Raw genomic sequence first — 24,346 nt, 5'->3', positions numbered from 1 at the left:
CGGGAGTATTTGAACAGAGAAGAAGCCCGGGTCCGGGCAAGGCCCGCCGTGCCGCTCAGCCGAGCAGGCGTACGCCGCGGTCGATCCCTTCGAGTGTCATCGGCACCATGCGGTTGTCAAAGATCTCGCGGATCATCTGGATCGACTGGGTGTATTGCCAGTGTCGTTCGGGCACCGGGTTGATCCACAGGTGATCATGCCAATGCTCGCGGGCGCGGTGCAGCCAGACCTGGCCGGACTCGGCGTTCCAGTGCTCGTTCCCACCGCCGGGATAGGCGATCTCGTAGGGGGACATGCTGGCATCGCCGACAAAGATGCACTTGTAGTCCGACCCGTAGGTGTTCAGCACCTCCCAGGTTGGCGTCTGCGCATCCCAGCGGCGACGGTTGTCGCGCCATACGCCCTCGTAGAGGCAATTGTGGAAATAGTAGTGTTCGAGGTGCTTGAACTCGGCGCGGGCGGCCGAGAACAGCTCTTCGACGACCTTCACGAAGGGGTCCATCGAGCCGCCGGCATCGAGAAACAGCAGCACCTTGATGGCGTTGCGCCGTTCCGGCCGGGTGACCACGTCGAGGTAGCCGTGTTCGGCGGTGGCGCGGATGGTGCCGTTCAGGTCCAGTTCTTCCTCGGCGCCGTCGCGTACCCAGCGGCGCAGGCGTTTCAGCGCCACCTTGATGTTGCGGGTGCCCAGCTCGACCTGGTCGTCGAGGTTGCGGAACTCGCGCTTGTCCCAGACCTTGACCGCGCGCTGGTGTCGGCTTTCGTCCTGGCCGATGCGCACGCCTTCGGGGTTGTAGCCATAGGCGCCAAAGGGCGAGGTGCCGGCAGTGCCGATCCACTTGGACCCGCCCTGGTGGCGGCCCTGCTGTTCCTTGAGCCGCTGTTTCAGCGTCTCCATCAGCTTGTCAAAGCCACCCAGCGCCTCGATCTGCGCGCGCTCCTCGGCGGTCAGGTGCTTTTCGGCCTGCTTTTTCAGCCAGTCGGCGGGCAGGGCGATGGCCTCCATGACCTGCTCGGGGGTGATCGCCTCCAGCCCCTTGAAGGCCTCGGCAAAGGCGCGGTCGAACCGGTCGAGGTGGCGTTCGTCCTTCACCATCGCGCTGCGGGCGAGGTAGTAGAAGGCCTCGACGTCATAGGTGGCAAGGCCTGCCTTCACCGCCTGGAGAAAGGTCAGGTATTCGCGCAGGGTGACGGGGACGCCGGAGCGGCGCAGGGTTTCGAAGAAGGGGACGAACATGGCGTGACGCTAGCCTGTTTCGCGGGCCGAGGAAATGGCGGCCGGACGCGAATATCCGGGTCGGGCGCATCCGTCCGGCGGCGATCCGGTCGCCACCGGCAGAGGCGGCTCAGCTCAGCGACTTTTCGATCGCGATGGTGACGACCAGCCCCAGCAGCGCAAAGGCAATGGCATAGACCACGACGTATTGCGCCACGTCGACCCAGTTGCCCTTGCGCCGTTTCGCGGTCGCGCCGCCGATGATGGCGCCCATCAGCGCACCGAAGATGACGATCATAGCCTTCCCTGCCCTTGTCTTGCGGGATTCAGCCCGCCGATCTCGCGCAGTTTCGCGCGGACCGCCCAATCGGAGCCGAAGCCGTATCGCGCCCAGCCGAGCGAGTCCAGACGCACCGCGCCGCCTTCGGCAACGCGGCCGGACAGCTCCAGCGCCTCGGCGCGCAGCATCAGCAGGGTGGCCAGCAGGGCGGCGTTTTCATGCCGTGCGGCGGTGTCGAGATGCGGCGCGATCAGCGCCAGCGCCTGCTGCGGGTTGCCCGCGGCGATGGCATAGGCGGCCAGCTGCGAGGCCACGTAGGCGCGGTGCAGGGCGGTGTCCGGGCGCTGGCCGAAGAAACGCTGCGCCAGCACGAACTGATCCTGCGCTGCCTGCGGATCGGTCGCTTGCAGCAGCCGGCCCATGGCATAGTGCGAAAAGGCGCGGCGGTGATCGGTCCAGCCCATGGCACTGGCGATCTTCAGCGCCTCGATGGCGGCGGCGCGGCGTTGCGCGGGGCTGGTCCCGGGGCCCAGCGCGGTCTGCACCGCGTCGATCCAGACGCGCGGCGTCTTGGACAGGCGTTGCGGCGCGATGCCCTGTCCGCGCGGGTTGATCCGTGCGAGGATCCCCGGCAGCCGGTCGGCGACCTGCGCCTGGGTCATCCCGTTGCGCAGCGCCGGGTCGTAGTAGGCGCGCAGCACGGTCATGTCGTAGCCGGTCAGCACGGTGTGGACGTTGTCGTCGTTGAACACGCTGTCGGCCAGGCGGTAGAGGTCGTTCAGCGGACCGATGGCCTGGGCCAGTTCCTCGTGCAGGCAGTCGCGGGTTTCCTGCGGCGAGGAATCGTTGGGCAGGAAGATCGCCAGCCGTTCGCGCCGTTCCAGCGAGGACCAGCTGACCTCGCGCGAGCGGCGCTTGGACCGGTACTCGGCCAAGGATGAGACGTTGGGCACGACAAAGCAGGCGGCCTGCGGCAGCGCCTGGCGGATCTCGGCGCGGCTGACGGCCTGCACGGTGATCTGCGCGGCGCCGCCTTCGGCAAAACCGATGTCGATCCCCGCCTCCGTGCGCAGCCGGTGCATCAGGCGGCGCAGGTCAGGCACCAGCGAGGCGGGCGGCGCGCCGGTGACGCGCACGCGGATCGGTTGCTCGAAGCGGGTGAACACCCGCAGCGGCCGACCCGATTCGAGCGCAAAGGCCAGGTCGATGAAGTCCCGCGCCATGTCGGCGTTCGAGGCGACCGGCCTCTGCGGGCGCGGCGCGGCAAAGCTTTTCATCGCCGGCAGGGCGCTGCCGCTGTCCATCGGCGCGGCGCGGGTGGCCACCGTGTCGACGGGGGCTGACGGCGCGCAGGCGCCAAGCGCAAGGGTCAGGGGCAGCAGGAAGCGGCGGAACCGGCGCATCAGGCCCTCTGGTACTTGATGAAGGGCGTGACGGTGCCGATGCGGTCATAGAGCTGGCGGGCGGTGGCGTTGAAATCCTGTGTCAGCCAGTAGACGGAGGGGGCGCCGTGGGCGTCGGCGGCGGCATAGACCGCCTCGATCAGCGCGCGGCCGACCCCGGTGCCGCGCACCTCGGGGACGGCGTAGAGGTCCTGCAGGTAGCAGACCTCCTCGATCTTCCATCCGTGACGGTGGAACAGGTAGTGGGTCAGACCGACCAGCCGACCGTCTTGTTCCGCGACCAGCGCGCTGAAGTCGCGCGGATCGTCCCCCAAGAGGCGGGCAAAGGTCGAGACGTAGACCGGTTCGGGCACGGTGGCCTGGTAGAAGGCCAGGTAGGCCGTCCAGAGCGCGCGCCACTCAGCTTCGTCTTCGGCGCGCAGGGGGCGCACCGTCAGGGTGTTGTTCTGGGACACGGTCGTGACCTGCCTGCTGTCTGTCTGTCCGAAGTGCCCCAAGAACACCCGGTCTTTCTGTCCACGTTGGGGATACTATAGGGCAAAAGCGCGATGACTGAGCCGGGTGGAGGGGCTTGTGGACAATTATTTCCCGAAATCGGGAAAGCGTTAACGAGATTTTAGGAAAATCAGAGAGTTGTGCGGGCAAGGTGCGTCCGATTTGCCACTGTCACCGGGGCTGACGGGGCATCTGGATGGCCGCAAAGCGGGCAAATTTGCGGCGCTCAGGCCAGCCAGGCGAGCGAAAACAGCGACAGCAGGCTGGTCCAGACGATGACCGGGGCGATGGCGTCGGTGCGGACGCGGTGCAGCAGCGCCAGGGCAAAGGCCATGGCGCCCGATGGCCCCGCGGCGGTCAGGATGAACAACGTCTCCCAGTGCTCGGGCGGGGCGATGGCCCAGAGGGCGGCGGCGGCGAGCAGCGGGAAGGCCAGCAGCTTGAGCCCCGCGATGGTGGCGACCAGCGGGGTCGGTGTCAGCGCCTGCCCGGACAGGATCACCCCCAGCGCCAGCAGGGTGAGCGGGGCAGCGCCCGCCCCGGCGAAACGGCAGGCGGTCAGGATCGGTTCCGGCACGGTGAGACCGGCAAGGCTGACGGTCAGGCCAAGCGCTATGGCGATCAGCACCGGGTTCCCGGCGATGCGGCGCAATGCGCGGCCCGGCCCGGCGCCGGGGTTGGCCATGAGGTCGGTGGTGACGATGAAGAAGCTGAAGCTGACCGCCGAATCCCAGGCCGCGATGGCGGTGACGGGCAGGGCCAGCGCCTCGCCGTAGATCAGCACCGAGATCGGCCAGATGTAGAGCAGCGTGTTGACGAAGATCGTCGCCATGGCCAGCAACCAGGATTCCAGCGGTTCCCGGCCAAAGAGGCGGCGGCAGAGCAGGTAGGTGAGCGTGAACAGCACGACCTGCGCGAGCACGTAGCCGCCCAGCGCGTCGGCGCGAAAGGTCTGCCAGTCGATGGCCGAGATCAGTGTGAAGATCAGCGCCGGTTGCAGCACGAGAAAGGCCACGCGGTTGACCGTGGTGGCCTCGTCGCGCTGCACCCGGCCGGTACGGCCGAGGATCATGCCAAGCGCCAGCATCGAAAAGACCGGCAGGATGTCGTGGGTGAGGATGACGAGCATGACGCGGCCTTTTGCTGCCCGACGGTCAGATCACTTTGGGTGACAGGGTGCAAGGGGCGCAGCCTTCCGGCCGCTCCGGTCGCGCCCGTGTCGGGCGCAGCGGCCCGCCCTCCAGGCTACGCCTTCGACATTGCGCTGTGCGTCTGCGCTGCGTCGGCGTAATATGTCCGAAGTGCCTGTGCGGAGGACAGAGCGATGCCGATGTCGAAAGTGGCGACCTGCCTGTGGTTCGAAAAGGAAGGGCTGGAGGCGGCGCGGTTCTATTGCGCATTGATCCCGGAATCGGAGATCGCCGAGCCCGAGCGATTCGACAACATGCTGACCGGAGAGGTGGACGCGGTGTTGGTGATCGACTTCACCCTGGGCGGCGCACCGTTCCAGATCCTGCAGGCCGGGCCGCACCAGGCGCATACCGACATGGTCTCGATCAGCGTCACCACCGAGGACCAGGCCGAGACCGATCGGCTGTGGGCGGCGCTGACCGCCGATGGCGGGCAGGAGTCTCAATGCGGCTGGCTGATCGACCGCTGGGGCATTCGCTGGCAGATCACGCTCCGGCAATTGACCGAACTGACCGCGCGCGGCGACAAGCGCCGCACCAACGCCATGATGCAGGCCATGATGGGCATGACCAGGCTGGACATGGCCGCGCTGGAGGCGGCCTACGACGCCGGGTGAACCTCAGCGCTGCCGCCGCGCCATGAAGGCCAGCCGCTCGAACAGGTGCACGTCCTGTTCGTTCTTGAGCAGCGCGCCGTGCAGCCGGGGCAGGGCGCTGGCGCCGTCGCGTTTCAGATCCTCGGCGTCGAGATCCTCGGCCAGGAGCAGCTTGAGCCAGTCCAGCACCTCGGAGGTGGAGGGCTTTTTCTTCAGGCCCGGCTGGTCGCGCAGCTCGTAGAACTGGGTCAGCGCGGTGGTCAGCAGGGCGGGCTTGATGCCGGGGTGATGCACCTCGACGATCTTCTTCAGCGTTTCGGTGTCGGGAAACTTGATGTAGTGAAAGAAGCAGCGGCGCAGGAAGGCGTCCGGCAGTTCCTTTTCGTTGTTCGAGGTGATGATGACGATGGGGCGGTGCTTTGCCCGGATCGTCTCGCCGGTCTCGTAGACGTGGAATTCCATCCGGTCGAGTTCCTGCAACAGGTCGTTGGGGAACTCGATGTCGGCCTTGTCGATCTCGTCGATCAGCAGCACGACCTTGCCGTCGGCGTCGAAGGCCTGCCACAGCTTGCCCTTGCGGATGTAGTTGCGCACGTCGTTGACGCGCTCGTCGCCCAATTGGCTGTCGCGCAGCCGGCTGACCGCATCGTATTCGTACAGCCCCTGTTGCGCCTTGGTGGTGGATTTCACCGCCCATTCCAGCATCGGCAGCTGGAGCGCCTTGGCCACCTGGCGGGCCAGTTCCGTCTTGCCGGTGCCGGGCTCGCCCTTGACCAGCAGCGGACGTTCCAGCGTCACGGCGGCGTTGACCGCCATGGTCAGGTCGTCGGTCGAGACGTAGTCGTCGGTTCCGTCAAAACGCATCTGGCTCTCCCCAAGGTGCCCGTCGGCCAAAAGGGGTAGAGCGGGGCGCGCCCCTTTGCAAGTGCAGCACCCGCGCCCGGCCATCGGCGCGGTGTCGTCACAAATCATGCAGGTCGCGCCACGGCCGACTCAGCGGGACACATGGCGGGCCGCGCCTCTCGACAGGCGGGCAATTCTGCTGCCGGCGGACAGGGAGGGTGGTTGGCGGTCTTCGCCGCGGTCCGGCGCGGGCGTCAGGCATGGGCCATGCCGCAACAGTGCCTCACAACCGCCGAAAATGATCCCGCATTCGTCGCTAATGTGACGTGACAACCGTTCCGGGTTGGTTTAATGGCTCCCCGCAGGGATGCCAGATATCTGAGGAATTTCAATATGACGGGTATTGGCGTTGACAAGGGAGCAGAGATGAAGCCTGAGACCTTTCTGGCCGACGATTACCGACCGGCCGACGATGAACCGTTCATGAACGAGCGCCAGCTCGAATACTTTCGCCGCAAACTGCTGGCATGGAAGGCCGAGCTTTTGTCCGACAGCCGCGACACAATCGAAACGCTGCAGGAAGGCACGCGGAACATCCCCGACGTCACCGATCGCGCCAGCGAGGAAACCGACCGGGCGATCGAACTGCGCACGCGCGACCGTCAGCGCAAGCTGGTCAACAAGATCGACCAGGCTCTGCGCCGGATCGACGATGGCGAATACGGCTACTGCGAGGTGACCGGCGAGCCGATCAGCCTCAAGCGGCTGGATGCCCGTCCGATCGCCACCATGAGCCTCGAGGCGCAGGAGCGTCACGAGCGCCGCGAAAAGGTGCATCGCGACGACTGAGCCGTTGCCCGATGGACGGATCAAGAAAACGCCGGGGCCCTTGCCTCGGCGTTTCTCGTTTGTCATGGGAGACGCATGGACATGAACGACCTCAAGGTGACGATTGTCGGTGCGGGCATCGGCGGTCTGGCGGCGGCGCTGGCGCTGGAGACGCGCGGCGCCCGCGTGTGCCTGTTCGAACAGGCGGACGCGATCCGCGAGGTGGGCGCCGGCATCCAGGTCAGCCCCAACGGCCTGCGGGTGCTCGAGGCACTGGGCCTGGGCGAGGCGTTCCGCGCGATCTCGGTGGCCGGGCAGGCGGTCTCGCTGCGCGATTTCCGCGGCGCCGAGGTGTTGCGGCTGGACCTGACCGGGCTGCCCGACACCCAGAGTTACCGCTTTGTGCACCGCGCCGACCTGGTCGAACTGCTGGCGGCCGAGGCGCGCCGCCGCGACATCGCGGTGCGGCTGCTGCAAAAGGTCTGCCAGGTCGCACCGGGCGCGCCCGTGCGCCTCAACCTGTGCAACGGCGACCTGGCCGAGGCCGATCTGGTGGTCGGCGCGGACGGGTTGCATTCTGTTCTGCGGCCCGTGCTGAACGGCACGACAGAACCTTTTTTCACAGGCCAGGTCGCCTGGCGCGCGGTGGTGCCCAACGTGGTGGATCACCCGGCCGAGGCGCGGGTGCACATGGGGCCGGGGCGGCACCTGGTCAGCTATCCGCTGCGCGGCGGCGCCTTGGTCAATCTCGTCGCGGTCGAGGAACGGCGCGACTGGGCCGACGAAGGCTGGAGCCACGTCGACGACCCGGCCAACCTGCGGCGCGCCTTCGAGGGTTTTGGCGGAGTGGTGCCGGACCTGCTGAAACAGGTGGCCGATCCCGGTCTCTGGGGCCTGTTCCGGCACCCGGTGGCGCGCAGATGGCACGGCGCGGGCGTGGCCCTGCTGGGCGACGCGGCGCACCCGACGCTGCCGTTCCTGGCGCAGGGCGCGAACATGGCGCTGGAAGACGCCTGGGTGCTGGCCGATGCGGTGGGGCGCGCCACCGACCTCGACCAGGCGCTGGCCGCCTATCAGCACCGCCGCCGCGACCGGGTCTGCCGGGTGATCGCCGCCGCCAACGGCAACGCGCGCAAGTACCACCTGCGCAACCCCGTGGTGCGCGGCGTAGCGCACCTGGGGCTGGGCATGGTCGGTCGGCTGGCACCGGGAATGATGCTGCGGCAGTTCGACTGGCTCTATGCGCACGACGTGACGCGCGCCAGCTGATCCGCCGATGCGGCCCTTGAAAAGGGGCAGACAGCGGCGCGCGGCGTGCTACACATCTGGTTTCAGGGAGAGGGGGCCGCTCATGGACACTGTCGATGCAATTCCCGAAACGGCGCTGGCCTGGCATCGCGCGGGCAAGGGCGCAGTTCTGGCCACGGTGGTCGAAACCTGGGGCTCTGCCCCGCGACGCGTCGGCAGCCAGCTGGCGATTTCCGGCGAAGGCGAGATCGAGGGCTCGGTCTCGGGGGGCTGTGTCGAGGGCGCGGTCATCGTCGAGGCGATCGAGGCGCTGGAAAAGGGCGAAAAGCGCGAACTGGAGTTCGGCGTTTCGGACCAGGATGCCTTTACCGTGGGCCTCGCCTGCGGAGGCACCATCCGCGTGCTGGTGGAGCCGGTCGGCCCGGTGCTGCCCGAGGCACTGCTGGAGGACCTGGTGGCGGCCCGCGCGGCGCGTGAACCGGTGGCGTATGTCGTGGATCTCGACCGCAGCGACCGCTGGCTCGACCGTTCCGGTTTCGAGCAGCGGTTCCGCATGGATCGGTCCGGCTTCGAGCCGGACAGCCGGGTGTTCGTCGGCATCCACAACCCGCCCCTGCGGCTGATCGTGGTGGGCGCGGTGCACATCGCGCAGGCGCTGGTGCCGATGGCGCGGCTGGCGGGCTACGACCCGGCGGTGATCGACCCGCGCGAAACCTTCGCCTCCGAGGCGCGCTTTCCCGGCACGCGGTTGTCGCACGACTGGCCGGACGAGGCAGTGACGGCGCTGGGCCTGGACACCCGCACCGCGCTGGTGCTCCTGACCCACGACGCCAAGCTGGACGATCCGGCACTGGCTCTGGCTCTGCGCTCGGGCTGCTTCTACATCGGTGCGCTGGGATCGACACGGACGCATGGCAAACGCGTCGCGCGGCTGACCGAGGCCGGATTCACCGAGGCCGAGATCGACCGCATCCACGGCCCCATCGGGCTGGACATCGGCGCGGCCAGCCCGGCCGAGATCGCGGTGTCGATCCTGGCCGAGATGACCCGCGTGCTGCGGCGGGGGGACGGGGCATGAAGTTCGGCGCCGTTCCGCTGGACGAAGCCGGGGGCGCGGTGCTGGCCCATTCGGTCGCGCTGTCCAAGGGGCGGCTGCGCAAGGGGCGGGTGCTGACGGCAGAGGACCTGGAGACCCTTCGGGCCGAGGGGCTGACAGAGGTGATCGTCGCGCGGCTGGAACCTGGGGACATGGGCGAGGATGCGGCGGCGGCGCGGCTGGCTTCGGCGCTGGTGCCCGATCCGGCGCGCGCCGGTCTGAGGATCGGCAAGGCATCGACCGGGCGGGTGAACCTGCACGCCGAGGCGCCCGGCGTGATCGAGGTGCTGGCCGACCGCATCCATGCGCTGAACGCGCTGCATCCGATGATCACGGTCGCGACGGTGCCGCGCTGGCAGCGCGTGGCGGCGGGCGGCATGGTGGCGACGGTCAAGATCATCTCCTATGCGGTGCCCGAGGCGGCGCTGGAGGCCGCCTGCCTGGCCGGTCAGGGCGCGCTGCGCCTGCGCCCGGTGGTCTGCCGCACCGCGCAGCTGATCCAGACCGCGGTGGACGCGGGCGAGACCGGCGACAAGGGCCAGGCGGTGACGCAGGAGCGGCTGGACCGGCTGGGCGTGGAGATCGGCCCGCAGATGGTGGTGCCGCACCGGATCGGCCCGCTGGCCGAGGCGGTGGCGGCCTCTACCGCCGACGCGGTGCTGATTCTGACCGGCTCGGCCACCTCGGACCTGCACGATGTCGCGCCCGAGGCGGTGCGCCGGGCGGGCGGGACCGTCACGCATTTCGGCATGCCGGTGGACCCGGGCAACCTGTTGTTCTTTGGAGACTTGCAGGGGCGACCGGTGATCGGACTGCCCGGTTGTGCCCGGTCGCCCGCGCTGAACGGGGCGGACTGGGTGCTGGAGCGGCTGCTCTGCGGCGTGCCGGTGACCTCGGGCGACATTGCGGGCATGGGCGTGGGCGGGCTGCTCAAGGAAATCCCGGTGCGCGGGCGGCTGCGCGAGGCCTGAGTCCTTGGCTGGATCGTCTGGGTGCTGCCCGGCCCGACTCGCCGTCAGGCGGGGGCATCCGCGATCAGGTCGATCAACGCCGAGCGACCGGAATGGCCACGACCTTCGCTGAGGTTCTTCTCGTAGCTGTCGAGGCGCAGCAGCCGCAGGTCCGGAAACGACTCGCGTAACAGGTCTTCGGTGTACATGTTGGCGGGGTCGGACGGGCCGCCGGTGTCATAAGTGACCTGCTGCGGGGTGTAGCCGTGCAGCATCAGCCGTCCGCCGGGGGCCAGCGCGCGGCGCAGTCCGTCGAAGACCGGGGCACGCTCTGCCGGGGACAGGAACTGGAAGAAGACCGCGACCACGAGGTCGTAAGGCGCGGCGTCCCAGTCCCAGTCCTCGATTCGGGCCACCTCGAAGCGCGGCGCAACGCCGGCCTCTTTGGCCAACCGACGCGCCTTGGCGATGGCATTGGGCGAGACGTCGAAGGCTGTCACGGCGCAGCCTTGCGTGGCCAGCCAGACGCTGTTGCGGCCTTCCCCGTCGGCGATGCAGAGCGTGCGCGCGCCCGGCGGGATCAGCCCCGCATGCGCCGTCAGAAAGCCTGATGGCACCGTGCCAAAGACGTAATCCGGCGTTCCATAGCGCGTGTCCCAGTCCATCCGTCCGTCTCCCGGAAAAGGAAAAGCCCGCCGCGATGGCGGGCTTGTAAGCTTGCCTGCCCCGGCGGAGGCGTTACTTTGGCACCGGTCCGATCATCATGACCATCTGGCGGCCTTCCATCTTGGGCATGTTCTCGATCTTGCCGACTTCCTTGACGTCTTCGGCCACACGTTCCAGCAGGTCGCGGCCCAGGTTCTGGTGCGCCATCTCGCGGCCGCGGAACCGCAGCGTGACCTTCACCTTGTCGCCGTTCTCGAGGAACTTGAAGACGCTGCGCATCTTGACGTCGTAGTCATGGGTGTCCGTGTTGGGACGGAACTTCACTTCCTTGACTTCGATGATCTTCTGCTTCTTGCGCGCTTCGGCCTCGCGTTTCTGGGTCTCGTACTTGAACTTGCCGAAATCCATGATCTTGCACACCGGGGGGGTGGCATTGGGCGAAATCTCGACAAGGTCGAGACCGGCCTGTTCGGCCAGGTCCATGGCGCGCGCCGGCGTCACGACGCCGATGTTCTCGCCCTCGGCGCCGATGAGACGGATTTCGGGGGCCCGGATACGGTCATTGATCCGGGGGCCGGTGTCGCGCGTGGGTGGCGCGTTATGCGGTCTGCGGGCTATCGGAATGCTCCTAATGTGGTTTTTCGTCAAGGCGGCAAGGTAAACTTGCCCCGAGAGGCTTTCAAGCGGCAAATCTGTGCCGCTGCGCCGCAGCAGAGAGATTTCCCCCTTGTGGCTGCGCTGCGGCTACGCACATCCACCATGATGCGCGCCTGACCGGGCGCGGACAGACATGCGATGGAGGACATCATGAAGAACCTGATCGTGGCCGCGGTGGCCGTGGCAGCCGCCATCGGCGGTTATTTCTGGTACACGACACAGTCCCAGCAGGCCACTCCGGAGCCTGTCGCCCCGGCGCCAGTCGCCGTGACCGCCCCGGAGCCGGCAGCGGAGACCCCGCCGGAGGTGGCCGAGGAAGTGACGCCCGAGCCGGTGGAGGCTGTGGCCGAAGACCTGAAGGACGCTGCCGACACGCTGGCGGATGACGCGGCCGACGCCGTGGACAAGACCAAGGATGCCGCGGAAACCGCGCTGAAGGATGCGGTCCAGGGCCTGGCTGACGGCACTGTCAAGGTCGAGGATGCCCTGTCCGACGTGATGGACACGACCGTCGACGCTGCCCAGGATGCCGTGAAGGACGTGGTGGATGGCACCGTGGACACCGCCAAGGATGCCAAGGATGCGGCTCTGACCGCGGTCGAGGGCGCTGTCGATGCGGTTGTTCCTGACGCCCCGGCGGCCGATGCGCCGGCCGTGACGCCTGCGCCGGCGGCCGATTCCCCGGCGCCTGCCGCACCGGTTGTCACCGCGCCCCCGGCCGCGCCCGTGGCCCCGGTGGCCGATGCTGCGCCGGAAGCCCCCGCGATCGCCGATCTGCTGACGGTCGAGGGCTTCGACTACGACGCCTTGATCGCCTACATCGACGCGTCCGAGATTGATCCGCTGAAGAAGGAAGGCGCCAAGGCGCTCCTGACGCAGGCACGCAACAACCCGGCGATGCTGAAGACCGCGCTGGACACCGTGAAGGTGCAGTTGGGCCTTTGACCTGACCCGGACCGAGCATTCCTCAAAAACAAAGACCCCCGCCGGAGCCCGGCGGGGGTCTTTTCATTCCGATGGAAAAGCCTGTCAGTCGAGGAAGGCCTTTTCGACGACATAGTGCCTGGGGTCCGAATTGGCCCCTTCTTCCAGGCCGTATTCCTCGAGCATGGCCTTCAGTTCGAGGTTGAAGGCGAGGTTGCCGCAGATCATTGCGCGGTCGGTCTCGGGGGTCAGCGGCGGCACGCCGAGATCCTTGAACGCCTCGCCCGAACGCATCAGGTCGGTGATGCGGCCCATCTTGGGGCTCTCCTCGCGCGTGGTGGTCGGGTAGTACTTGATCTTCTTCCAGAAGCCCTCGCCGATCACCTCGGCCAGCAGTTCGTCGGTCTTGAGCGACTCGATGATCTCGCGGCCATAGGTCAGTTCGCCCACCTCGCGGCAGGTGTGGGTGATGATGATCTCGTCGTAGTCCTCGTAGGTCTGCGGCTCGCGCAGGAGCGAGGAGAAGGGGGCAAAGCCGGTGCCGGTGGCAAAGAACCACAGCCGCTTGCCCGGCAGCAGGGCGTCATGCACGAGGGTGCCCACCGGCTTGGGGCGCAGGATGATCTGGTCGCCCGGCTCGATGTGCTGGAGTTTCGAGGTCAGCGGGCCGTCCGGCACCTTGATCGAATAGAACTCCAGTTCCTCGTCCCAGGAGGGTGAGGCGATGGAATAGGCGCGCAGCAGGGGTTTCTGCTTGCCGGTCTTGGGGTCCGGGTCACCCATCAGGCCGATCATCACGAACTCGCCCGAGCGAAAGCGCAGCGAGGCCGGGCGCGTGCAGCGGAACGAGAACAGCCTGTCGGTGTAGTGCCGGACCTGGGTCACGGTCTGCGCGTCCGGTACGGCAAGGGCGCGCGGTGCGCGGGCGGGGTCTGCGGCGGTGGCGTCGGTCACGGGCATCATCTCTGTCATGTCTTGATCGCCGGTTGTGTAAACCGGTGCCTCATGTCTAGCGTTGATCTGTATCAGGTGAAACCTGCGCAAACGGCGCAGGCAAATTCCATGCGTGGAATTTGCAAAAGTTTTCGAAAAACTTTTGCCCGCCCGGTGTCAGGCGCCGCGCAGGCGGGCCTGGTAGTCGTGGCTCTGCCAGTCGGCGCGGAAACGCCACTCATCCTCGGGTTGCCGGCGGGCCTGCGCCTCGTCGATCTCGACCTCGTCGAAACCGGCGCGCCGCGCCATGGCGTACTGGTCCGAAATGACGTGTCCCCTGGCCCGCAGGCGCCCGCGATAGCCGCGCAGGCGCAAGAGCCGCGCGAGGGTAAAGCCGCGCCCGTCCGAAAAGCCGGGAAAAGCGATGCGGATCAGCCGGGTGCCTTCATCGAAGGCCAGGCTGGCCGGGTCGGTGTCGGATGCCAGGTCCAGCACTTCGGGGGCGTCAAAGCCCGCCGTCCAGTCCTCGGCGTGAAAGCCGTCGTCGCGCACGATGATGCTCATGCCTCTTCTCCTTGCTTGCGGCCCTGGCGAACGGCGCGGCCGTTCACGAAATGGATGCCGCATTCTTCCTTGTCCTGGCCGCGCCAGCGCCCGGCGCGGGGGTCTTCGCCCGGGGCCACCCGGGAGGTGCAGGGCGCGCAACCGATCGAGGGATACCCCTGCGCCACCAGCGGATGCCGGGGCAGGCGGTTTTCCTCCATGTAGGCGCGTACGTCCTCGGCCATCCAGTGTGCCAGCGGGTTCAGCTTGATCCGCCCGCTGCCGTCCTCCAGCTCGAAGAACTCCAGCGCCGCGCGGGTGCCGGACTGGTAGCGCTTGCGCCCGGTGATCCAGCCGTCGAACCCGGCCAGCGCGGTCTCGAGCGGTTCGCTCTTGCGCAGGGCACAGCAGGCATCGGGGTCCGACATCCTGAGCGCGCCGTAGGGATCGCGCCGCGCGACCGCCTCGTCGGTGGCGCGGATGATGCGCAGGTTTTCCAGCCGCAGCCGCTCGGCCACCTCCTGCTGGTAGGTCAGCGTCTCGGCGAACAGCATCTGCGTGTCGATGAACAGCACCGGCGTGCGCCGGTCGACCATCGCCACCAGGTGCAGCAGCGCCACCGATTCCGCCCCGAAGGACGACACCATGGCCAGCGACCCGACCTCCGGATCGCGCAGCGCGCCCTCCAGCACCGAGGTGGCGCTGTGGTGCCGGTAGCGGGCGTTGAGCGCCGCCACCTTGCGCGCCCGGTCGCTGTCCGCCGCATGGCGGCTGCCCTCGGAAGAGGGAGTTTCAGCCCGATCCAACATGATGTCAGGCCGCCTCGGACCGTTTGTCCTGCTTGTCGCCGTAGAGCGCCTCCTTGAAGGGGGCCATCCCGATGCGGCGGTAGCAGTGCAGGAAGCTCTCTTCGCGGCTTTCGCGGTTGTCGAGGTAGGCCTGGACGATGCGTTCGATGGCGGGCACGATCTCTTCGGCCGGAAAACCGGGGCCGGTGCGGTCGCCCAGCGCGGCGTTTTCGGTGTGATCGCCGCCCAGCGTGATCTGGTAATTCTCCACCCCCGCGCGGTCCAGCCCGAGGATGCCGATGTGGCCCACGTGGTGGTGACCGCAGGCGTTGATGCAGCCCGATATCTTGATCCTGAGTTCGCCGATGTCGTTTTCGATCTTGAGCTGGTCGAACCGGGTGGCGATCTCCTGCGCGATCGGGATCGACCGGGCGGTGGCCAGCGCGCAATAGTCCATCCCGGGGCAGGCGATGATGTCCGAGATCCGGCCGATGTTGGCGGTGGCCAGACCATGTGCCTTCAGCCGGGCGTGGATCTCGGGCAGGTCGGCCTTGTGGACATGCGGCAGGATGACGTTCTGCTCATGGCTGATGCGCAACTCGTCATGACCAAATGTTTCGGCGATGTCGGCGATGACGCGCATCTGGTCGGCGCTGGCGTCGCCCGGGGTCGCGCCATGCGCCTTGAGGCTGATCTGTGCGATGGCGTAACCGGGCGCGCGGTGTTCGGCCAGGTTGGTGTCGGCCCAGGAGCGGAACACCGGGTCGGCGTTGTAGGCGCGCTCGAAGGCGCCCAGCGGGCGGTGTGCGAAGGCGGGGGGCGCGAACTGCGCCTGGATCGCGTCGAACAGCGCGAGGTCGGCGCCGGTGAAGGCGGCCCTGGTCTCGGCAAAGCGTGCCTCGACCAGCGCGCGAATCTGGTCGATGCCGTGTTCATGCACTGTGATCTTGATCCGCGACTTGAACTTGTTGTCGCGCCGGCCCAGCAGGTTCCAGACCGAGACGACCGCCTCGACGTAGGGCAGCAGGTCCGCCTGCGGCACAAAATCGTTGACGATCTTGCCGATCATCGGCGTCCGGCCCAGCCCGCCGCCGATCAGCACGGCATAGCCGATCTCGCCGTTCCGCTCGACGATGCGCAGCGCAAGGTCGTGCGCGGCGGTCACCGCGCGGTCATTGGGTGAACCGGTGACGGCGACCTTGAACTTGCGCGGCAGGAACTGGAACTCGGGGTGGTCGGTGGACCACTGCCGCAGCAGTTCGGCCACCGGGCGGGGGTCTGCAATTTCATCTGCGGCGGCGCCGGCGAAATGATCAGCGGTCACGTTGCGGATGGTGTTTCCGGATGTCTGGATGGCGTGCATCTGCACCTCGGCCAGCGCGTCGAGCATGTCCGGCACATCGCGCAGCTGCGGCCAGTTGTACTGGATGTTCTGGCGGGTGGTGAAATGGCCATAGCCCTTGTCCCAGCGCTCGGCGATATAGGCCAGTTGGCGCATCTGCGCGCTGTTGAGCGTGCCGTAGGGGATGGCGACGCGCAGCATGTAGGCGTGCAGTTGCAGATAAAGCCCGTTCATCAGGCGAAGCGGCTTGAATTCGTCCTCGGTCAGGGCGCCCGAGATGCGGCGTTCGACCTGGGCGCGGAACTGGCGGTTGCGTGTCGCCACAAAGGCGGCGTCGAAGTCGGAATAGCTGTACATCGTTGGTCTCCGGGCAAATTCCATGCGTGGAATTTGCAAATCTTTTGGCAAAAGATTTGCGGGTGTCAGAGGTCGGCCTGCTTGCCGTGCGGATAGTTGGAGGGGCCGGTGCGCCGGAAGGCCTCGCGGAAGTGGGTGGGCTTGGGACCGCCGCTGCCCGCCGTCATGTCGGCCAGGTAGACGCCGACCACCTCGGCCTGCCGGGCGCTGGCCTCGACCAGGCGCAGCTGGGCGTGCGCCTCGTCGGTCAGCAATTCGGCCTCGCGCAGGTCCGGGCTCCAGGTGTCCTCGGCGGTCAGGTAGACGACATCGCCAGCGAGGAGGGCGTTTGCTGTGACGACTTTGGGAGTGAAGCTGCGGGCCATGGAAAAGCCTCCTGATCGAAACGGGTGACGGGAAGGCCGTCGCGCGGGGCGAGGCCGAAAAGCATGAGGGCGGGGCCGTCGAAATCGGCCTCGGCGAGGTCGGTGGACAGGCGGTCGAGCGTGGTGCCCAGCACGCGCTGGTCGGGGCGCGAGGCGTTCTCGACCACGGTCACGGGTGTCTCGGGTGCCGCCCCGTGCATCATCAGGCGACCTTGCAGAAAATGCGCGGCGCGCTTGCCCATGTAGATCGCGGCAACCTCGCCCGGGCGGGCCAGGCTGCGCCAGTCGTGGTCGGCAAAGCCCTGCATGTCGTGGCCGGTCAGCAGGCGCACCGATGCGTTGCGGCCGCGTTTCGTCAGCGACTGGCCGATGCCCGCCACGGCGGCCGAGGCGGCGGTGATGCCGGGGACGATGTCGTAGGACAGGCCGGCGGCGACGACGGCCTCGATCTCTTCGTCCAGCCGGCCGAAGACGGTGCAATCGCCGCCCTTGAGGCGCACCACCTGCGCGCCTTTCAGCCCGTGTTCGACGATCAGCGCGTCGATGTCCGCCTGCTTGGCGGAGGGTCCGAAACCTTCCTTGCCGACGTCGATCAGCACGGCCTCGCGGCGCGCCAGTTCAAGGATCGGTTGCGGCACCAGCCGGTCATGGATCACCACGTCGGCCACATCCAGCGCCTTGCGCGCCTTCAGCGTCAGCAGGTCCGGGTCGCCCGGACCCGCACCGACAAAGGAGACGTGGCCGGGGCGGACGCTGCGGTTCACGTGGCGGTCGAGCAGCCGGTCCAGCGCTGCCTCGACGCCATCCTCGCCCTGCGCCATGGCGCGCGGACCGGCGTTGAAATAGTAGTCCTGCCAGAAGTCGCGCCGGGCGCGGCCGAAGGGCAGCACCTCGGCCATCTTGCGAAACCCCTTGCCGATCCGGGCGAGCGGGCCCAGCGTGGCGGGCAGGCGTTCCTCGAGGTCGGCCTTGATGGCGCGGGCCAGCACGGGTGCCGCGCCCTCGGTGCCGATCGCCACGGTGACCGGGTCGCGGTCGACGATGGCGGGCGTGATGAACTGGCTGTCTTCCAGGTTGTCGACGATATTGACCAGCGCGCCGTCGGCGCGGGCGAGCGCGGCGGTGCGCGCATCCTCGGCGGCGTCCTCGTTGGCGGCGTAGAACAGCGCGGCGCAGAGTGCGTCGCCAGGTTCCGCCGCGCGCCGGACCAGGGTCAGGCGGCCCTGATTGGCCCAGTCCGCGACCTGGCGGTCGGGCGCCGTGGCAAAGACGGTGATCCGGGCTTCGGTCTTCAGCAGCAGGCGCAGCTTGGCCAGCGCCGCCGCGCCGCCGCCCGAGACGACGACCCGCCGTCCGGTGAGGGCGAGGAAGATCGGAAAGTGCTGCACGTCAGGCTCCTTCGTTCTGCCCTCAATAATAGGAAATTGTTCTGCCAGATTGCCATAGGGGTGGAAAAACAAGAACGCATGTTCTATCCGTTGGCCGAGGGTGGAGCGATTTCCCGAAAGTGGCGGTAACGGAGAACAGCCGATGCAGATCGACGACACGGACCGGAAAATCCTTGCGGAACTGCAACGCGATGCGGGGCAGTCGCTGGACGAGATCGCGCGCAAGGTGGGGTCATCCAAGACCCCGGTCTGGAACCGGATTCGCAAGCTGCGCGAGGCCGGTGTTCTGGGTCCGCAGACCGTGGTCCTGGATGCCGAAAAGCTGGGATTCGAGGCGACCTTCTTTGTGCTGATCCGCACGTCCGAGCACGAGGCCGACTGGCAGCGCCGCTTTCTCAAGGCGCTCCAGGACCGCCCCGAGGTGCAGGAGGCGCACCGGCTGGCCGGCGACATCGACTACATCCTCAAGGTCCGGGTGAAGAACGCGCGCGCCTATGACGCCTTCTACCAGGCGCTGATTTCAGAGGTGAAGGTGCACAACGTCACGGCGCTGTTGTCGATGGAAGAGATCAAGGCGACGACGGCGCTGCCCTTGTGAAGGGGCGCCTCAGGTCAATACGTCACGTCCAGCCGTTCCAGCCCGTGGAAATGGTAGAGGTTGGCGTAGCGCGGCTGCATGGCCAGACGCAGGCCCGGCAGCCTCTGGAACAGGACCGGCAGGGCGAGCTGCATCTCCAGCCGCGCCAGCGGCGCGCCAACGCAGAAATGCAGGCCCGCGCCAAAGCTGCTGTTGGCGATCACGGCGCGCGCCGGGTCGAAGCGGGCGGGATCGGGCCAGACATCCGGGTCGTGGTTGGCGGCAGCCAGCAACAGCGCGACGCGGTCGCCGCGCTGGAAGCTGTGGCCGAAAACCTGAACTTCTTCATAGGCGTAGCGGGTGAACATGTGCAGCGGCGGGTCATAGCGCAGGATCTCTTCGACCGTGGCTTCGGCGGTGTCCGGCGTGATCCCGTGCCCGGTTTCCAGCAGCGCCTTCACGCCGTTGCCCAGCGTGTGCACCGTCGCCTCGTGGCCCGCGTTCAGCAGCAGGATGCAGGTGGTGATCAGCTCGTCGGTGGAGAGCCGCGCGCCGTCTTCTTCGGCGGCGATCAGGTGTGTGATCAGGTCGTCGGCCGGGCGGGCGCGGCGGGTCTCGATGTAGCCCCTCAGGAAGTCCGCGAAGGCCTGCGCGGCGCGGGCGGCGTCGTCCTCGATGCCCCGGTCGCGCCGCGCCTGGTACATGGCGACCATGGCGTTGGACCAGGCCAGCAGCTGGTCGGCGTGGCTTTCGGGCACGCCCAGCAGGCGGCAGATCACGATCACCGGCAAGGGTTGGCAGAAGGCGGGCAGCAGGTCGACCTCGCCGGCGGGAAAGGCGTCGATCAACTGATGTGCCAGGGCCTCGATCTCGGGCGCCAGCGCCTTGATCCGGCGCGAGGTGAAGGCGCGCAGCACCAGCCCGCGCAGCCGGGTGTGGCGCGGCGGCTCAAGCTCCAGCATAGAATGCGCCTCGATGGCGTAGAAGGGGGCCAGGTGCGCGGGGATCTCCGTCGCCTGTTCGGGCGGCACTTCGCGGCCGAAACGGCGGTCGCGCAAGAGTGCGCTCACCGCCCGGTGCGACACCGCGCAGGGCAGGCCGTAGTCCTCCCACCAGGCAAGGTCTCCGGCGCCGCGCAGGCGGTCGTAGAAAGGGTAGGGGTCCTGCACGAACCCGGCTTCGGTGGGCGATTGGATAAAGCTGCGCATGACGCGACCCTTGCCCGACTTGTCGGACATGGCAAGAGGGCGCTAGACAGGGGCCATGAAGCAGAGACGCACCGCACGCGGCCCGATCGTGGGGCTTTTCCTGGCCGCCGTCACGCTGCTGGGCTGGGCGGTCTGGAGCTACAGCTATGCCGAGGCGCTGCGGCAGGTGAAGGCGCGCGGGGAATCGGACCTCGCGCTGGCGGCAGACCGGCTGGTCACCGGGTTGCAGCGGTTCCGCGCCCTGGCGGTGGTGATGGTCGAACATCCCTTGCTGGCCGCGTTGCATGACGGCGGCGACGCGGAGGCGGCGCAGACCATGCTGTTGCGCAGCACCGACCGCAGCGGCGCGCTGACCGCCTTTTATGCCGACCGCGAGGGGCGGGTGCTGGCCTCGGCCTTTGGCGAACGGCCCGGCGGCCTGCCGGACGAACAATGGTTTCGACGCGCCGTGAGCGGCGCGCTGGGGGTGGATCACGGCATCAGCCCGGGATCGGGCCGGCGGGCCTATTTCTATGCCACGCCCTCGTTCGGACCGGACGACAAGGTGCAGGGCGTGCTGGTGCTGATGGTCGACATCGAGGCGCTGGAGCGCGAATGGAGCGGCACGCGCCCGGCGGTCTTTTTCACCGATGCGCGCGACCGGATCTTTGTCACCAACCGGTCGGAACTGCTGTTCTGGCGGCGCACCTCCGAGGCGATGCTGGGGCCTGAAGGGCAGGTCGAACCACTGGCCGTCACCCGGCATGGCGATGAATTCGAACTCTGGCGCCAGAAACTCAGCCCCTACGTGCCGCAGACCGCGCTGCATCTGGTGCAACCGCTGCCGGTGATCGGCATGACCGGCGAGGCATTGGTGGACGCCGCGCCCGCGCTGCGGCTGGCCGGGTTGCAGACGGCGGTGGTGGTTGTGCTGTGCCTGTTCTTCGGCTCGCTGCTGTTCCTGGCGACGGAACGGCGGCGCGCGCTGAGCCTGGCCAACGCCCGGCTGGAAGAGCGGGTGCGGGCGCGGACCCGCGACCTGGAGGACGCCAACACCGCGCTGCGCCGCGAGGTGGCCGAGCGCGAAGAGGCCGAGGCGGCGCTGCGCCGGGCGCAGGCGGAACTGGTGCAGGCCGGCAAGCTGAGCGCGCTGGGGCAGATGTCGGCCGGCATCAGCCACGAGTTGAACCAGCCGCTGATGGCGATCCGGCAATATGCCGAGAACGGCGCGGCGCTGATGGCGCGCGGCCTGACCGTCAAGGCCGACGAGAATTTCACCCGCATCGCCGACCTGGCCACGCGGGCGGCGCGGATCATCAAGAACCTGCGCGCCTTTGCCCGCCACGAGGCGGAACCCATGGGCAAGGTCGACGTGGTGGGGGTGATCACCTCGGCGGTGGAACTGACTGAAAGCCGCCTGGGCCGGGACGGGGTCACGCTGCACTGGACGCCCGGGCCGGCGCCGGTCTGGGTCACGGGAGGCGAGGTGCGGCTGGGGCAGGTCTTTGTCAACCTGATCACCAATGCCGCCGACGCCATGATCGGGCAGCCGCGCAAGGAGATCACCATCACGCTGGAGCAGGGGCCGCAGCTGACGGTCAAGGTGCAGGACACCGGGCCGGGCATCGCCGATCCCGAACGGGTGTTCGAGCCGTTCTATTCCACCAAGGAGGTGGGCGCGGGCATGGGGCTGGGGCTGTCGATTTCCTATGGCTTGCTGCAGAGTTTCGGTGGCCGGATTCGCGGCTCCAACACGCGGGAGGGCGCGCTGTTCACGGTCGAGCTGGAATACTGGCGCGACGCCGAGGCCGCCGCATGAGGACGGTGGACGCCGCTCGCCCGCTGCGCGGACATCGCCCCGCCCGCCGTCCCACCGGGGCGCGCTCATGACCAACCGGGTGCTGCTGGTCGACGACGACAGCGCGGTGCGAGAGGCGCTGGGGCAGACTCTGGACCTGGCCGCGTTCGAGGCGCTGACCGCCGGGTCCTTTGTCGAGGCCAAGGACCTGATCGGGCCGGGGTTCGACGGTGTCATCGTCTCGGACATCCGCATGCCGGGCCGGGACGGGTTTCACCTGCTGGATTACGCCCGCCAGCAGGACCCGGAGCTGCCAGTCATCCTGCTGACGGGTGAGGGCGACATTCCCATGGCGGTCCGCGCCATGTCGCAGGGCGCCTTCGACTTCCTGGAAAAACCGTGCAGCCCGGCCGACCTGACCGCCGTCGTTGCCCGCGCGCTGAAAACCCGCGCGCTGGTGCTGGAGAACCGCCGCCTGAAGGCGCAGCTGGAGGCGGGCGACCCGGCGGCGCGGCTGCTGTTCGGCGTGTCGCCCGCGGCCGAACGGCTGCGCGTGGGGGTCCGGGCCGCCGCCAAGGCCGGGACCGAGGTGCTGGTCACCGGGGCGCCGGGCACCGGGATCTCCAAGGTGGCCGAGGTCATCCACCTGGCCTCTGCGCGCGCCAAGGCGCCGTTCGAAAAGCGCGCGGCCAGCGGGCTGGACCGGGCAGAGCTCGAGGCGCTGTGGGCGCGCTGCGCGTCGGGGACGCTGTTCCTGGACGGGATCGGCGCGCTGCCGCAGGACACGCAGCTGGCGCTGCTGGACCTGCTGGAGCGTGGCGGCACGGTGCTGATCGCCGGCAGCGCGCAGGACCTGGGGGTGGCGGCGCAGTCGGGTGCGCTGTCGAGCGAGCTGTATTACCGGCTCGAGGTCTGCCAGGTCCGCATCCCGTCGCTGTCCGAGCGGCCCGAGGACATCCCGGTGCTGTTCCGCCACTACGTCGCCCAGGCCGCCGAACAATCCGGCATCACGCCCCCCGAGATCACCGAAGAAGTCATTTCCGGGCTGATGGCGCGCGACTGGCCGGGCAACGCACGGGCGCTGATGAGCGTGGCCATGCGTTTTGTCCTGGGTCTGGGCGATACCCCGCCCGAGGAAGAGAACCTGGGCCTGGCCGAACGGCTGGCGCAGGTCGAGCGGTCCTTGCTGGTCGAGGCCTTGCGCAAGGCGGACGGACAGGCGCGCGTCGCGGCCGAGGCGCTGAAACTGCCGCGCAAGACCTTTTACGACAAGCTCGCGAAATACGGGCTGAAGCCCGAGAGCTTCCGCAGTTGAGGCAGCCGCCGCGCCCTTGGCTCCCGGGGGATTCGCAAACCGTCCGTCAACTGTGCGGATTTCCGCACTGGTAGCGGAAACGGGTGTGCGAAGATTCGCACAGCGGCGTGTCACCCGGCCGGAAAAGCCATGAACGCCTTTCTGCAAGCTGCTGAAAACAGGCCGGGAATCACGGTTTCTGGAAAAACCCGGTCACGATCCCTTGATCTGATTCGCGACTCCCGGTCTTGTACCGACATCCGGTGCCCCGGGAGAGTGGTGCCGCGAACGTAAAAGCACGTATCTGGGAGGATATCCATGAAGAAAGTCCTGATGACCGCTGCGGCGGCGGCGATTGCCATGAGCAGCGCCTCCGGCGCGCTTGCAGCCTGCGACGATGGCGAAATCGTCATCAAGTTCAGCCACGTCACCAACACCGACCGCCACCCCAAGGGGATTGCGGCCGCGCTGCTGGCCGAGCGTGTCAACACCGAGATGAACGGCAAGGCCTGCATGGAGGTTTTCCCGAACTCCACGCTCTACACCGACGAAAAGGTGATCGAGGCGATGCTGCAGGGTGACGTCCAACTGGCCGCGCCTTCGCTGTCGCTGTTCGAATCGATCACCAAGTCCTTCCGCCTGTTCGACCTGCCCTTCATGTTCAAGGACATCGCGGCGGTCGACGCCTTCCAGGCCTCGGAAGCCGGCGAGAAGCTGAAGAACTCGATGGCGCGTCGCGGCGTGGTCGGGCTCGAGTTCTGGCACAACGGCATGAAGCAGATCTCGGCCAACAAGCCGCTGATCTCGCCGGCTGACGCCAACGGCCTGAAATTCCGCGTGCAGCCGTCTGACGTGCTGGTCGCGCAGATGAACGCGCTTGGCGCCACCGCCCAGCCGATGGCCTTTGCCGAGGTCTACGGCGCATTGCAGACCGGCGTTGTCGACGGTCAGGAAAACACCTGGTCCAACATCTACGGTCAGAAGTTCTTTGAAGTGCAGGACGGCATCACCGAAACCAACCACGGCGTGATCGACTACCTGCTGGTGACCTCGGTCGACTGGTGGGACAGCCTGCCGGAAGACGTCCAGACCCAGTTGCGCACCATCATTGCCGAAGTGACCGCCGAGCGGAACGCCGCGGTGACCGACGTCGACCTCCAGGCGCGCCAGGCGATTCTGGATGCCGGCGGCACCATCCGTGAACTGACCGCAGAGCAGCGCCAGGCCTGGGTCGACGCGATGAAGCCGGTCTGGGACCAGTTCCGTGACGAGGTCGGCCAGGAAAACATCGACGCCGCTCAGGCCATCAACTCCTCGATGTAACCCGCAGAAAAGCAAGAAGACTGACACCGGCGCCCCTTGTGGCGCCGGTTGTCCAATGG

Annotated in this window: 25 protein-coding genes; 10 read left to right on the top strand and 15 right to left on the bottom strand. The window is 67.8% G+C overall.

Annotated elements, in window-relative coordinates; translation table 11 throughout:
- Positions 1-55: 55 nt before the first annotated feature.
- From MAA8898_RS04240 to MAA8898_RS04220, 5 genes are all read right to left on the bottom strand, one after another.
- The gene (locus MAA8898_RS04240) at positions 56-1,237 is read right to left on the bottom strand and encodes a vWA domain-containing protein (RefSeq protein ID WP_094019731.1); all 1,182 of its coding nucleotides are present in this window, start codon (positions 1,235-1,237) and stop codon (positions 56-58) included.
- Between the two features lie 109 nt (positions 1,238-1,346).
- Positions 1,347-1,514 (bottom strand): apolipoprotein acyltransferase, encoded by a 168-nt coding sequence (locus MAA8898_RS04235; RefSeq protein ID WP_094019730.1) that lies wholly within the window; start codon positions 1,512-1,514, stop codon positions 1,347-1,349.
- Positions 1,511-2,899, bottom strand: coding sequence for a DUF2927 domain-containing protein (locus MAA8898_RS04230; RefSeq protein WP_094019729.1), 1,389 nt, complete (start codon positions 2,897-2,899; stop codon positions 1,511-1,513). The genes MAA8898_RS04235 and MAA8898_RS04230 overlap by 4 nt, the downstream gene beginning before the upstream one ends.
- The gene (locus MAA8898_RS04225; protein WP_094020004.1) at positions 2,899-3,354 is read right to left on the bottom strand and encodes a GNAT family N-acetyltransferase; all 456 of its coding nucleotides are present in this window, start codon (positions 3,352-3,354) and stop codon (positions 2,899-2,901) included. Before MAA8898_RS04225 ends, MAA8898_RS04230 begins: the two co-directional genes overlap by 1 nt.
- A 266-nt stretch (positions 3,355-3,620) precedes the next feature.
- Positions 3,621-4,523 (bottom strand): AEC family transporter, encoded by a 903-nt coding sequence (locus tag MAA8898_RS04220; RefSeq protein ID WP_094019728.1) that lies wholly within the window; start codon positions 4,521-4,523, stop codon positions 3,621-3,623.
- A 195-nt stretch (positions 4,524-4,718) separates the two neighbouring features.
- Here MAA8898_RS04220 and MAA8898_RS04215 point away from each other — a divergent pair, with 195 nt between their 5' ends.
- Positions 4,719-5,201: a VOC family protein gene (locus tag MAA8898_RS04215; protein WP_217900480.1), complete on the top strand. Its 483-nt coding sequence runs from the start codon at positions 4,719-4,721 to the stop codon at positions 5,199-5,201.
- 3 nt (positions 5,202-5,204) lie between these two features.
- On the opposite strand, the gene MAA8898_RS04210 is transcribed toward MAA8898_RS04215, so the two are convergent.
- Positions 5,205-6,044 carry an AAA family ATPase gene (locus tag MAA8898_RS04210; protein WP_094019727.1) on the bottom strand — a complete coding sequence of 280 codons (840 nt, stop codon included), beginning with the start codon at positions 6,042-6,044 and terminating at the stop codon, positions 5,205-5,207.
- 405 nt (positions 6,045-6,449) lie between these two features.
- Between MAA8898_RS04210 and dksA the strand changes: the two genes are divergently transcribed.
- The 4 genes from dksA (at position 6,450) to MAA8898_RS04190 (ending at position 10,166) form a co-directional block, all read left to right on the top strand.
- Positions 6,450-6,872, top strand: a complete 423-nt coding sequence (dksA, locus tag MAA8898_RS04205; RefSeq protein WP_094019726.1) for an RNA polymerase-binding protein DksA — start codon at positions 6,450-6,452, stop codon at positions 6,870-6,872.
- A 75-nt stretch (positions 6,873-6,947) separates the two neighbouring features.
- On the top strand, positions 6,948-8,120 hold the full coding sequence (locus MAA8898_RS04200) for an FAD-dependent monooxygenase (protein WP_094019725.1): 1,173 nt from the start codon (positions 6,948-6,950) through the stop codon (positions 8,118-8,120).
- Between the two features lie 82 nt (positions 8,121-8,202).
- Complete coding sequence (locus MAA8898_RS04195; protein ID WP_094019724.1) at positions 8,203-9,177, top strand: XdhC family protein; 975 nt, start codon at positions 8,203-8,205, stop codon at positions 9,175-9,177.
- Positions 9,174-10,166 carry a molybdopterin-binding protein gene (locus tag MAA8898_RS04190; RefSeq protein ID WP_094019723.1) on the top strand — a complete coding sequence of 331 codons (993 nt, stop codon included), beginning with the start codon at positions 9,174-9,176 and terminating at the stop codon, positions 10,164-10,166. The genes MAA8898_RS04195 and MAA8898_RS04190 overlap by 4 nt, the downstream gene beginning before the upstream one ends.
- A gap of 44 nt (positions 10,167-10,210) precedes the next feature.
- On the opposite strand, the gene MAA8898_RS04185 is transcribed toward MAA8898_RS04190, so the two are convergent.
- Positions 10,211-10,810, bottom strand: a complete 600-nt coding sequence (locus MAA8898_RS04185; protein ID WP_094019722.1) for an SAM-dependent methyltransferase — start codon at positions 10,808-10,810, stop codon at positions 10,211-10,213.
- A gap of 73 nt (positions 10,811-10,883) precedes the next feature.
- A complete protein-coding gene (gene infC / locus MAA8898_RS04180) occupies positions 10,884-11,459 on the bottom strand; it encodes a translation initiation factor IF-3 (protein ID WP_442403413.1) in 576 nt (191 codons plus the stop codon).
- A gap of 159 nt (positions 11,460-11,618) precedes the next feature.
- Here infC and MAA8898_RS04175 point away from each other — a divergent pair, with 159 nt between their 5' ends.
- Positions 11,619-12,413 carry a hypothetical protein gene (locus MAA8898_RS04175; protein WP_141194786.1) on the top strand — a complete coding sequence of 265 codons (795 nt, stop codon included), beginning with the start codon at positions 11,619-11,621 and terminating at the stop codon, positions 12,411-12,413.
- An 84-nt stretch (positions 12,414-12,497) separates the two neighbouring features.
- Here the strand turns inward: MAA8898_RS04175 and MAA8898_RS04170 are convergent, their stop codons facing one another.
- The 6 genes from MAA8898_RS04170 to cysG all read right to left on the bottom strand — a co-directional run bounded on the left by MAA8898_RS04170 (position 12,498) and on the right by cysG (position 18,108).
- Positions 12,498-13,364 carry a ferredoxin--NADP reductase gene (locus tag MAA8898_RS04170; RefSeq protein WP_094019719.1) on the bottom strand — a complete coding sequence of 289 codons (867 nt, stop codon included), beginning with the start codon at positions 13,362-13,364 and terminating at the stop codon, positions 12,498-12,500.
- A gap of 138 nt (positions 13,365-13,502) precedes the next feature.
- On the bottom strand, positions 13,503-13,889 hold the full coding sequence (locus MAA8898_RS04165; RefSeq protein ID WP_094019718.1) for a DUF934 domain-containing protein: 387 nt from the start codon (positions 13,887-13,889) through the stop codon (positions 13,503-13,505).
- Positions 13,886-14,677, bottom strand: coding sequence for a phosphoadenylyl-sulfate reductase (locus tag MAA8898_RS04160; RefSeq protein ID WP_094019717.1), 792 nt, complete (start codon positions 14,675-14,677; stop codon positions 13,886-13,888). Before MAA8898_RS04160 ends, MAA8898_RS04165 begins: the two co-directional genes overlap by 4 nt.
- Positions 14,678-14,681: 4 nt before the next feature.
- Positions 14,682-16,355: a nitrite/sulfite reductase gene (locus tag MAA8898_RS04155; protein WP_094019716.1), complete on the bottom strand. Its 1,674-nt coding sequence runs from the start codon at positions 16,353-16,355 to the stop codon at positions 14,682-14,684.
- A gap of 65 nt (positions 16,356-16,420) precedes the next feature.
- A complete protein-coding gene (locus MAA8898_RS04150) occupies positions 16,421-16,720 on the bottom strand; it encodes a DUF2849 domain-containing protein (RefSeq protein WP_094019715.1) in 300 nt (99 codons plus the stop codon).
- The gene (gene cysG, locus MAA8898_RS04145; RefSeq protein WP_094019714.1) at positions 16,651-18,108 is read right to left on the bottom strand and encodes a siroheme synthase CysG; all 1,458 of its coding nucleotides are present in this window, start codon (positions 18,106-18,108) and stop codon (positions 16,651-16,653) included. Before cysG ends, MAA8898_RS04150 begins: the two co-directional genes overlap by 70 nt.
- A 142-nt stretch (positions 18,109-18,250) precedes the next feature.
- Between cysG and MAA8898_RS04140 the strand changes: the two genes are divergently transcribed.
- On the top strand, positions 18,251-18,706 hold the full coding sequence (locus MAA8898_RS04140) for an Lrp/AsnC family transcriptional regulator (protein ID WP_094019713.1): 456 nt from the start codon (positions 18,251-18,253) through the stop codon (positions 18,704-18,706).
- A gap of 14 nt (positions 18,707-18,720) precedes the next feature.
- Here the strand turns inward: MAA8898_RS04140 and MAA8898_RS04135 are convergent, their stop codons facing one another.
- Positions 18,721-19,893 carry a cytochrome P450 gene (locus tag MAA8898_RS04135; protein WP_094020002.1) on the bottom strand — a complete coding sequence of 391 codons (1,173 nt, stop codon included), beginning with the start codon at positions 19,891-19,893 and terminating at the stop codon, positions 18,721-18,723.
- Between the two features lie 55 nt (positions 19,894-19,948).
- Between MAA8898_RS04135 and MAA8898_RS04130 the strand changes: the two genes are divergently transcribed.
- The 3 genes from MAA8898_RS04130 (at position 19,949) to MAA8898_RS04120 (ending at position 24,287) form a co-directional block, all read left to right on the top strand.
- The gene (locus tag MAA8898_RS04130) at positions 19,949-21,691 is read left to right on the top strand and encodes a sensor histidine kinase (protein ID WP_094019712.1); all 1,743 of its coding nucleotides are present in this window, start codon (positions 19,949-19,951) and stop codon (positions 21,689-21,691) included.
- Between the two features lie 67 nt (positions 21,692-21,758).
- Positions 21,759-22,985: a sigma-54-dependent transcriptional regulator gene (locus tag MAA8898_RS04125; protein WP_094019711.1), complete on the top strand. Its 1,227-nt coding sequence runs from the start codon at positions 21,759-21,761 to the stop codon at positions 22,983-22,985.
- A gap of 297 nt (positions 22,986-23,282) precedes the next feature.
- Positions 23,283-24,287, top strand: coding sequence for a DctP family TRAP transporter solute-binding subunit (locus MAA8898_RS04120; protein WP_094019710.1), 1,005 nt, complete (start codon positions 23,283-23,285; stop codon positions 24,285-24,287).
- Positions 24,288-24,346 lie beyond the last annotated feature (59 nt).

The sequence above is a fragment of the Antarctobacter aquimaris genome, assembly GCF_900184945.1.
Lineage (GTDB): Bacteria > Pseudomonadota > Alphaproteobacteria > Rhodobacterales > Rhodobacteraceae > Maliponia > Maliponia aquimaris.
This window is presented reverse-complemented; position numbering and strand designations above follow the sequence as displayed.

Excerpts from the sequence above, each read along its gene's own strand:
- MAA8898_RS04240 (WP_094019731.1), bottom strand. The coding sequence starts at position 1,237 with ATGTTCGTCCCCTTCTTCGAAACCCTGCGCCGCTCCGGCGTCCCCGTC.
- MAA8898_RS04235 (WP_094019730.1), bottom strand. The coding sequence starts at position 1,514 with ATGATCGTCATCTTCGGTGCGCTGATGGGCGCCATCATCGGCGGCGCG.
- MAA8898_RS04230 (WP_094019729.1), bottom strand. The coding sequence starts at position 2,899 with ATGCGCCGGTTCCGCCGCTTCCTGCTGCCCCTGACCCTTGCGCTTGGC.
- MAA8898_RS04220 (WP_094019728.1), bottom strand. The coding sequence starts at position 4,523 with ATGCTCGTCATCCTCACCCACGACATCCTGCCGGTCTTTTCGATGCTG.
- MAA8898_RS04215 (WP_217900480.1), top strand. The coding sequence starts at position 4,719 with ATGCCGATGTCGAAAGTGGCGACCTGCCTGTGGTTCGAAAAGGAAGGG.
- MAA8898_RS04210 (WP_094019727.1), bottom strand. The coding sequence starts at position 6,044 with ATGCGTTTTGACGGAACCGACGACTACGTCTCGACCGACGACCTGACC.
- dksA (WP_094019726.1), top strand. The coding sequence starts at position 6,450 with ATGAAGCCTGAGACCTTTCTGGCCGACGATTACCGACCGGCCGACGAT.
- MAA8898_RS04200 (WP_094019725.1), top strand. The coding sequence starts at position 6,948 with ATGGACATGAACGACCTCAAGGTGACGATTGTCGGTGCGGGCATCGGC.
- MAA8898_RS04195 (WP_094019724.1), top strand. The coding sequence starts at position 8,203 with ATGGACACTGTCGATGCAATTCCCGAAACGGCGCTGGCCTGGCATCGC.
- MAA8898_RS04190 (WP_094019723.1), top strand. The coding sequence starts at position 9,174 with ATGAAGTTCGGCGCCGTTCCGCTGGACGAAGCCGGGGGCGCGGTGCTG.
- MAA8898_RS04185 (WP_094019722.1), bottom strand. The coding sequence starts at position 10,810 with ATGGACTGGGACACGCGCTATGGAACGCCGGATTACGTCTTTGGCACG.
- MAA8898_RS04175 (WP_141194786.1), top strand. The coding sequence starts at position 11,619 with ATGAAGAACCTGATCGTGGCCGCGGTGGCCGTGGCAGCCGCCATCGGC.
- MAA8898_RS04170 (WP_094019719.1), bottom strand. The coding sequence starts at position 13,364 with ATGACAGAGATGATGCCCGTGACCGACGCCACCGCCGCAGACCCCGCC.
- MAA8898_RS04165 (WP_094019718.1), bottom strand. The coding sequence starts at position 13,889 with ATGAGCATCATCGTGCGCGACGACGGCTTTCACGCCGAGGACTGGACG.
- MAA8898_RS04160 (WP_094019717.1), bottom strand. The coding sequence starts at position 14,677 with ATGTTGGATCGGGCTGAAACTCCCTCTTCCGAGGGCAGCCGCCATGCG.
- MAA8898_RS04155 (WP_094019716.1), bottom strand. The coding sequence starts at position 16,355 with ATGTACAGCTATTCCGACTTCGACGCCGCCTTTGTGGCGACACGCAAC.
- MAA8898_RS04150 (WP_094019715.1), bottom strand. The coding sequence starts at position 16,720 with ATGGCCCGCAGCTTCACTCCCAAAGTCGTCACAGCAAACGCCCTCCTC.
- MAA8898_RS04140 (WP_094019713.1), top strand. The coding sequence starts at position 18,251 with ATGCAGATCGACGACACGGACCGGAAAATCCTTGCGGAACTGCAACGC.
- MAA8898_RS04135 (WP_094020002.1), bottom strand. The coding sequence starts at position 19,893 with ATGCGCAGCTTTATCCAATCGCCCACCGAAGCCGGGTTCGTGCAGGAC.
- MAA8898_RS04130 (WP_094019712.1), top strand. The coding sequence starts at position 19,949 with ATGAAGCAGAGACGCACCGCACGCGGCCCGATCGTGGGGCTTTTCCTG.
- MAA8898_RS04125 (WP_094019711.1), top strand. The coding sequence starts at position 21,759 with ATGACCAACCGGGTGCTGCTGGTCGACGACGACAGCGCGGTGCGAGAG.
- MAA8898_RS04120 (WP_094019710.1), top strand. The coding sequence starts at position 23,283 with ATGAAGAAAGTCCTGATGACCGCTGCGGCGGCGGCGATTGCCATGAGC.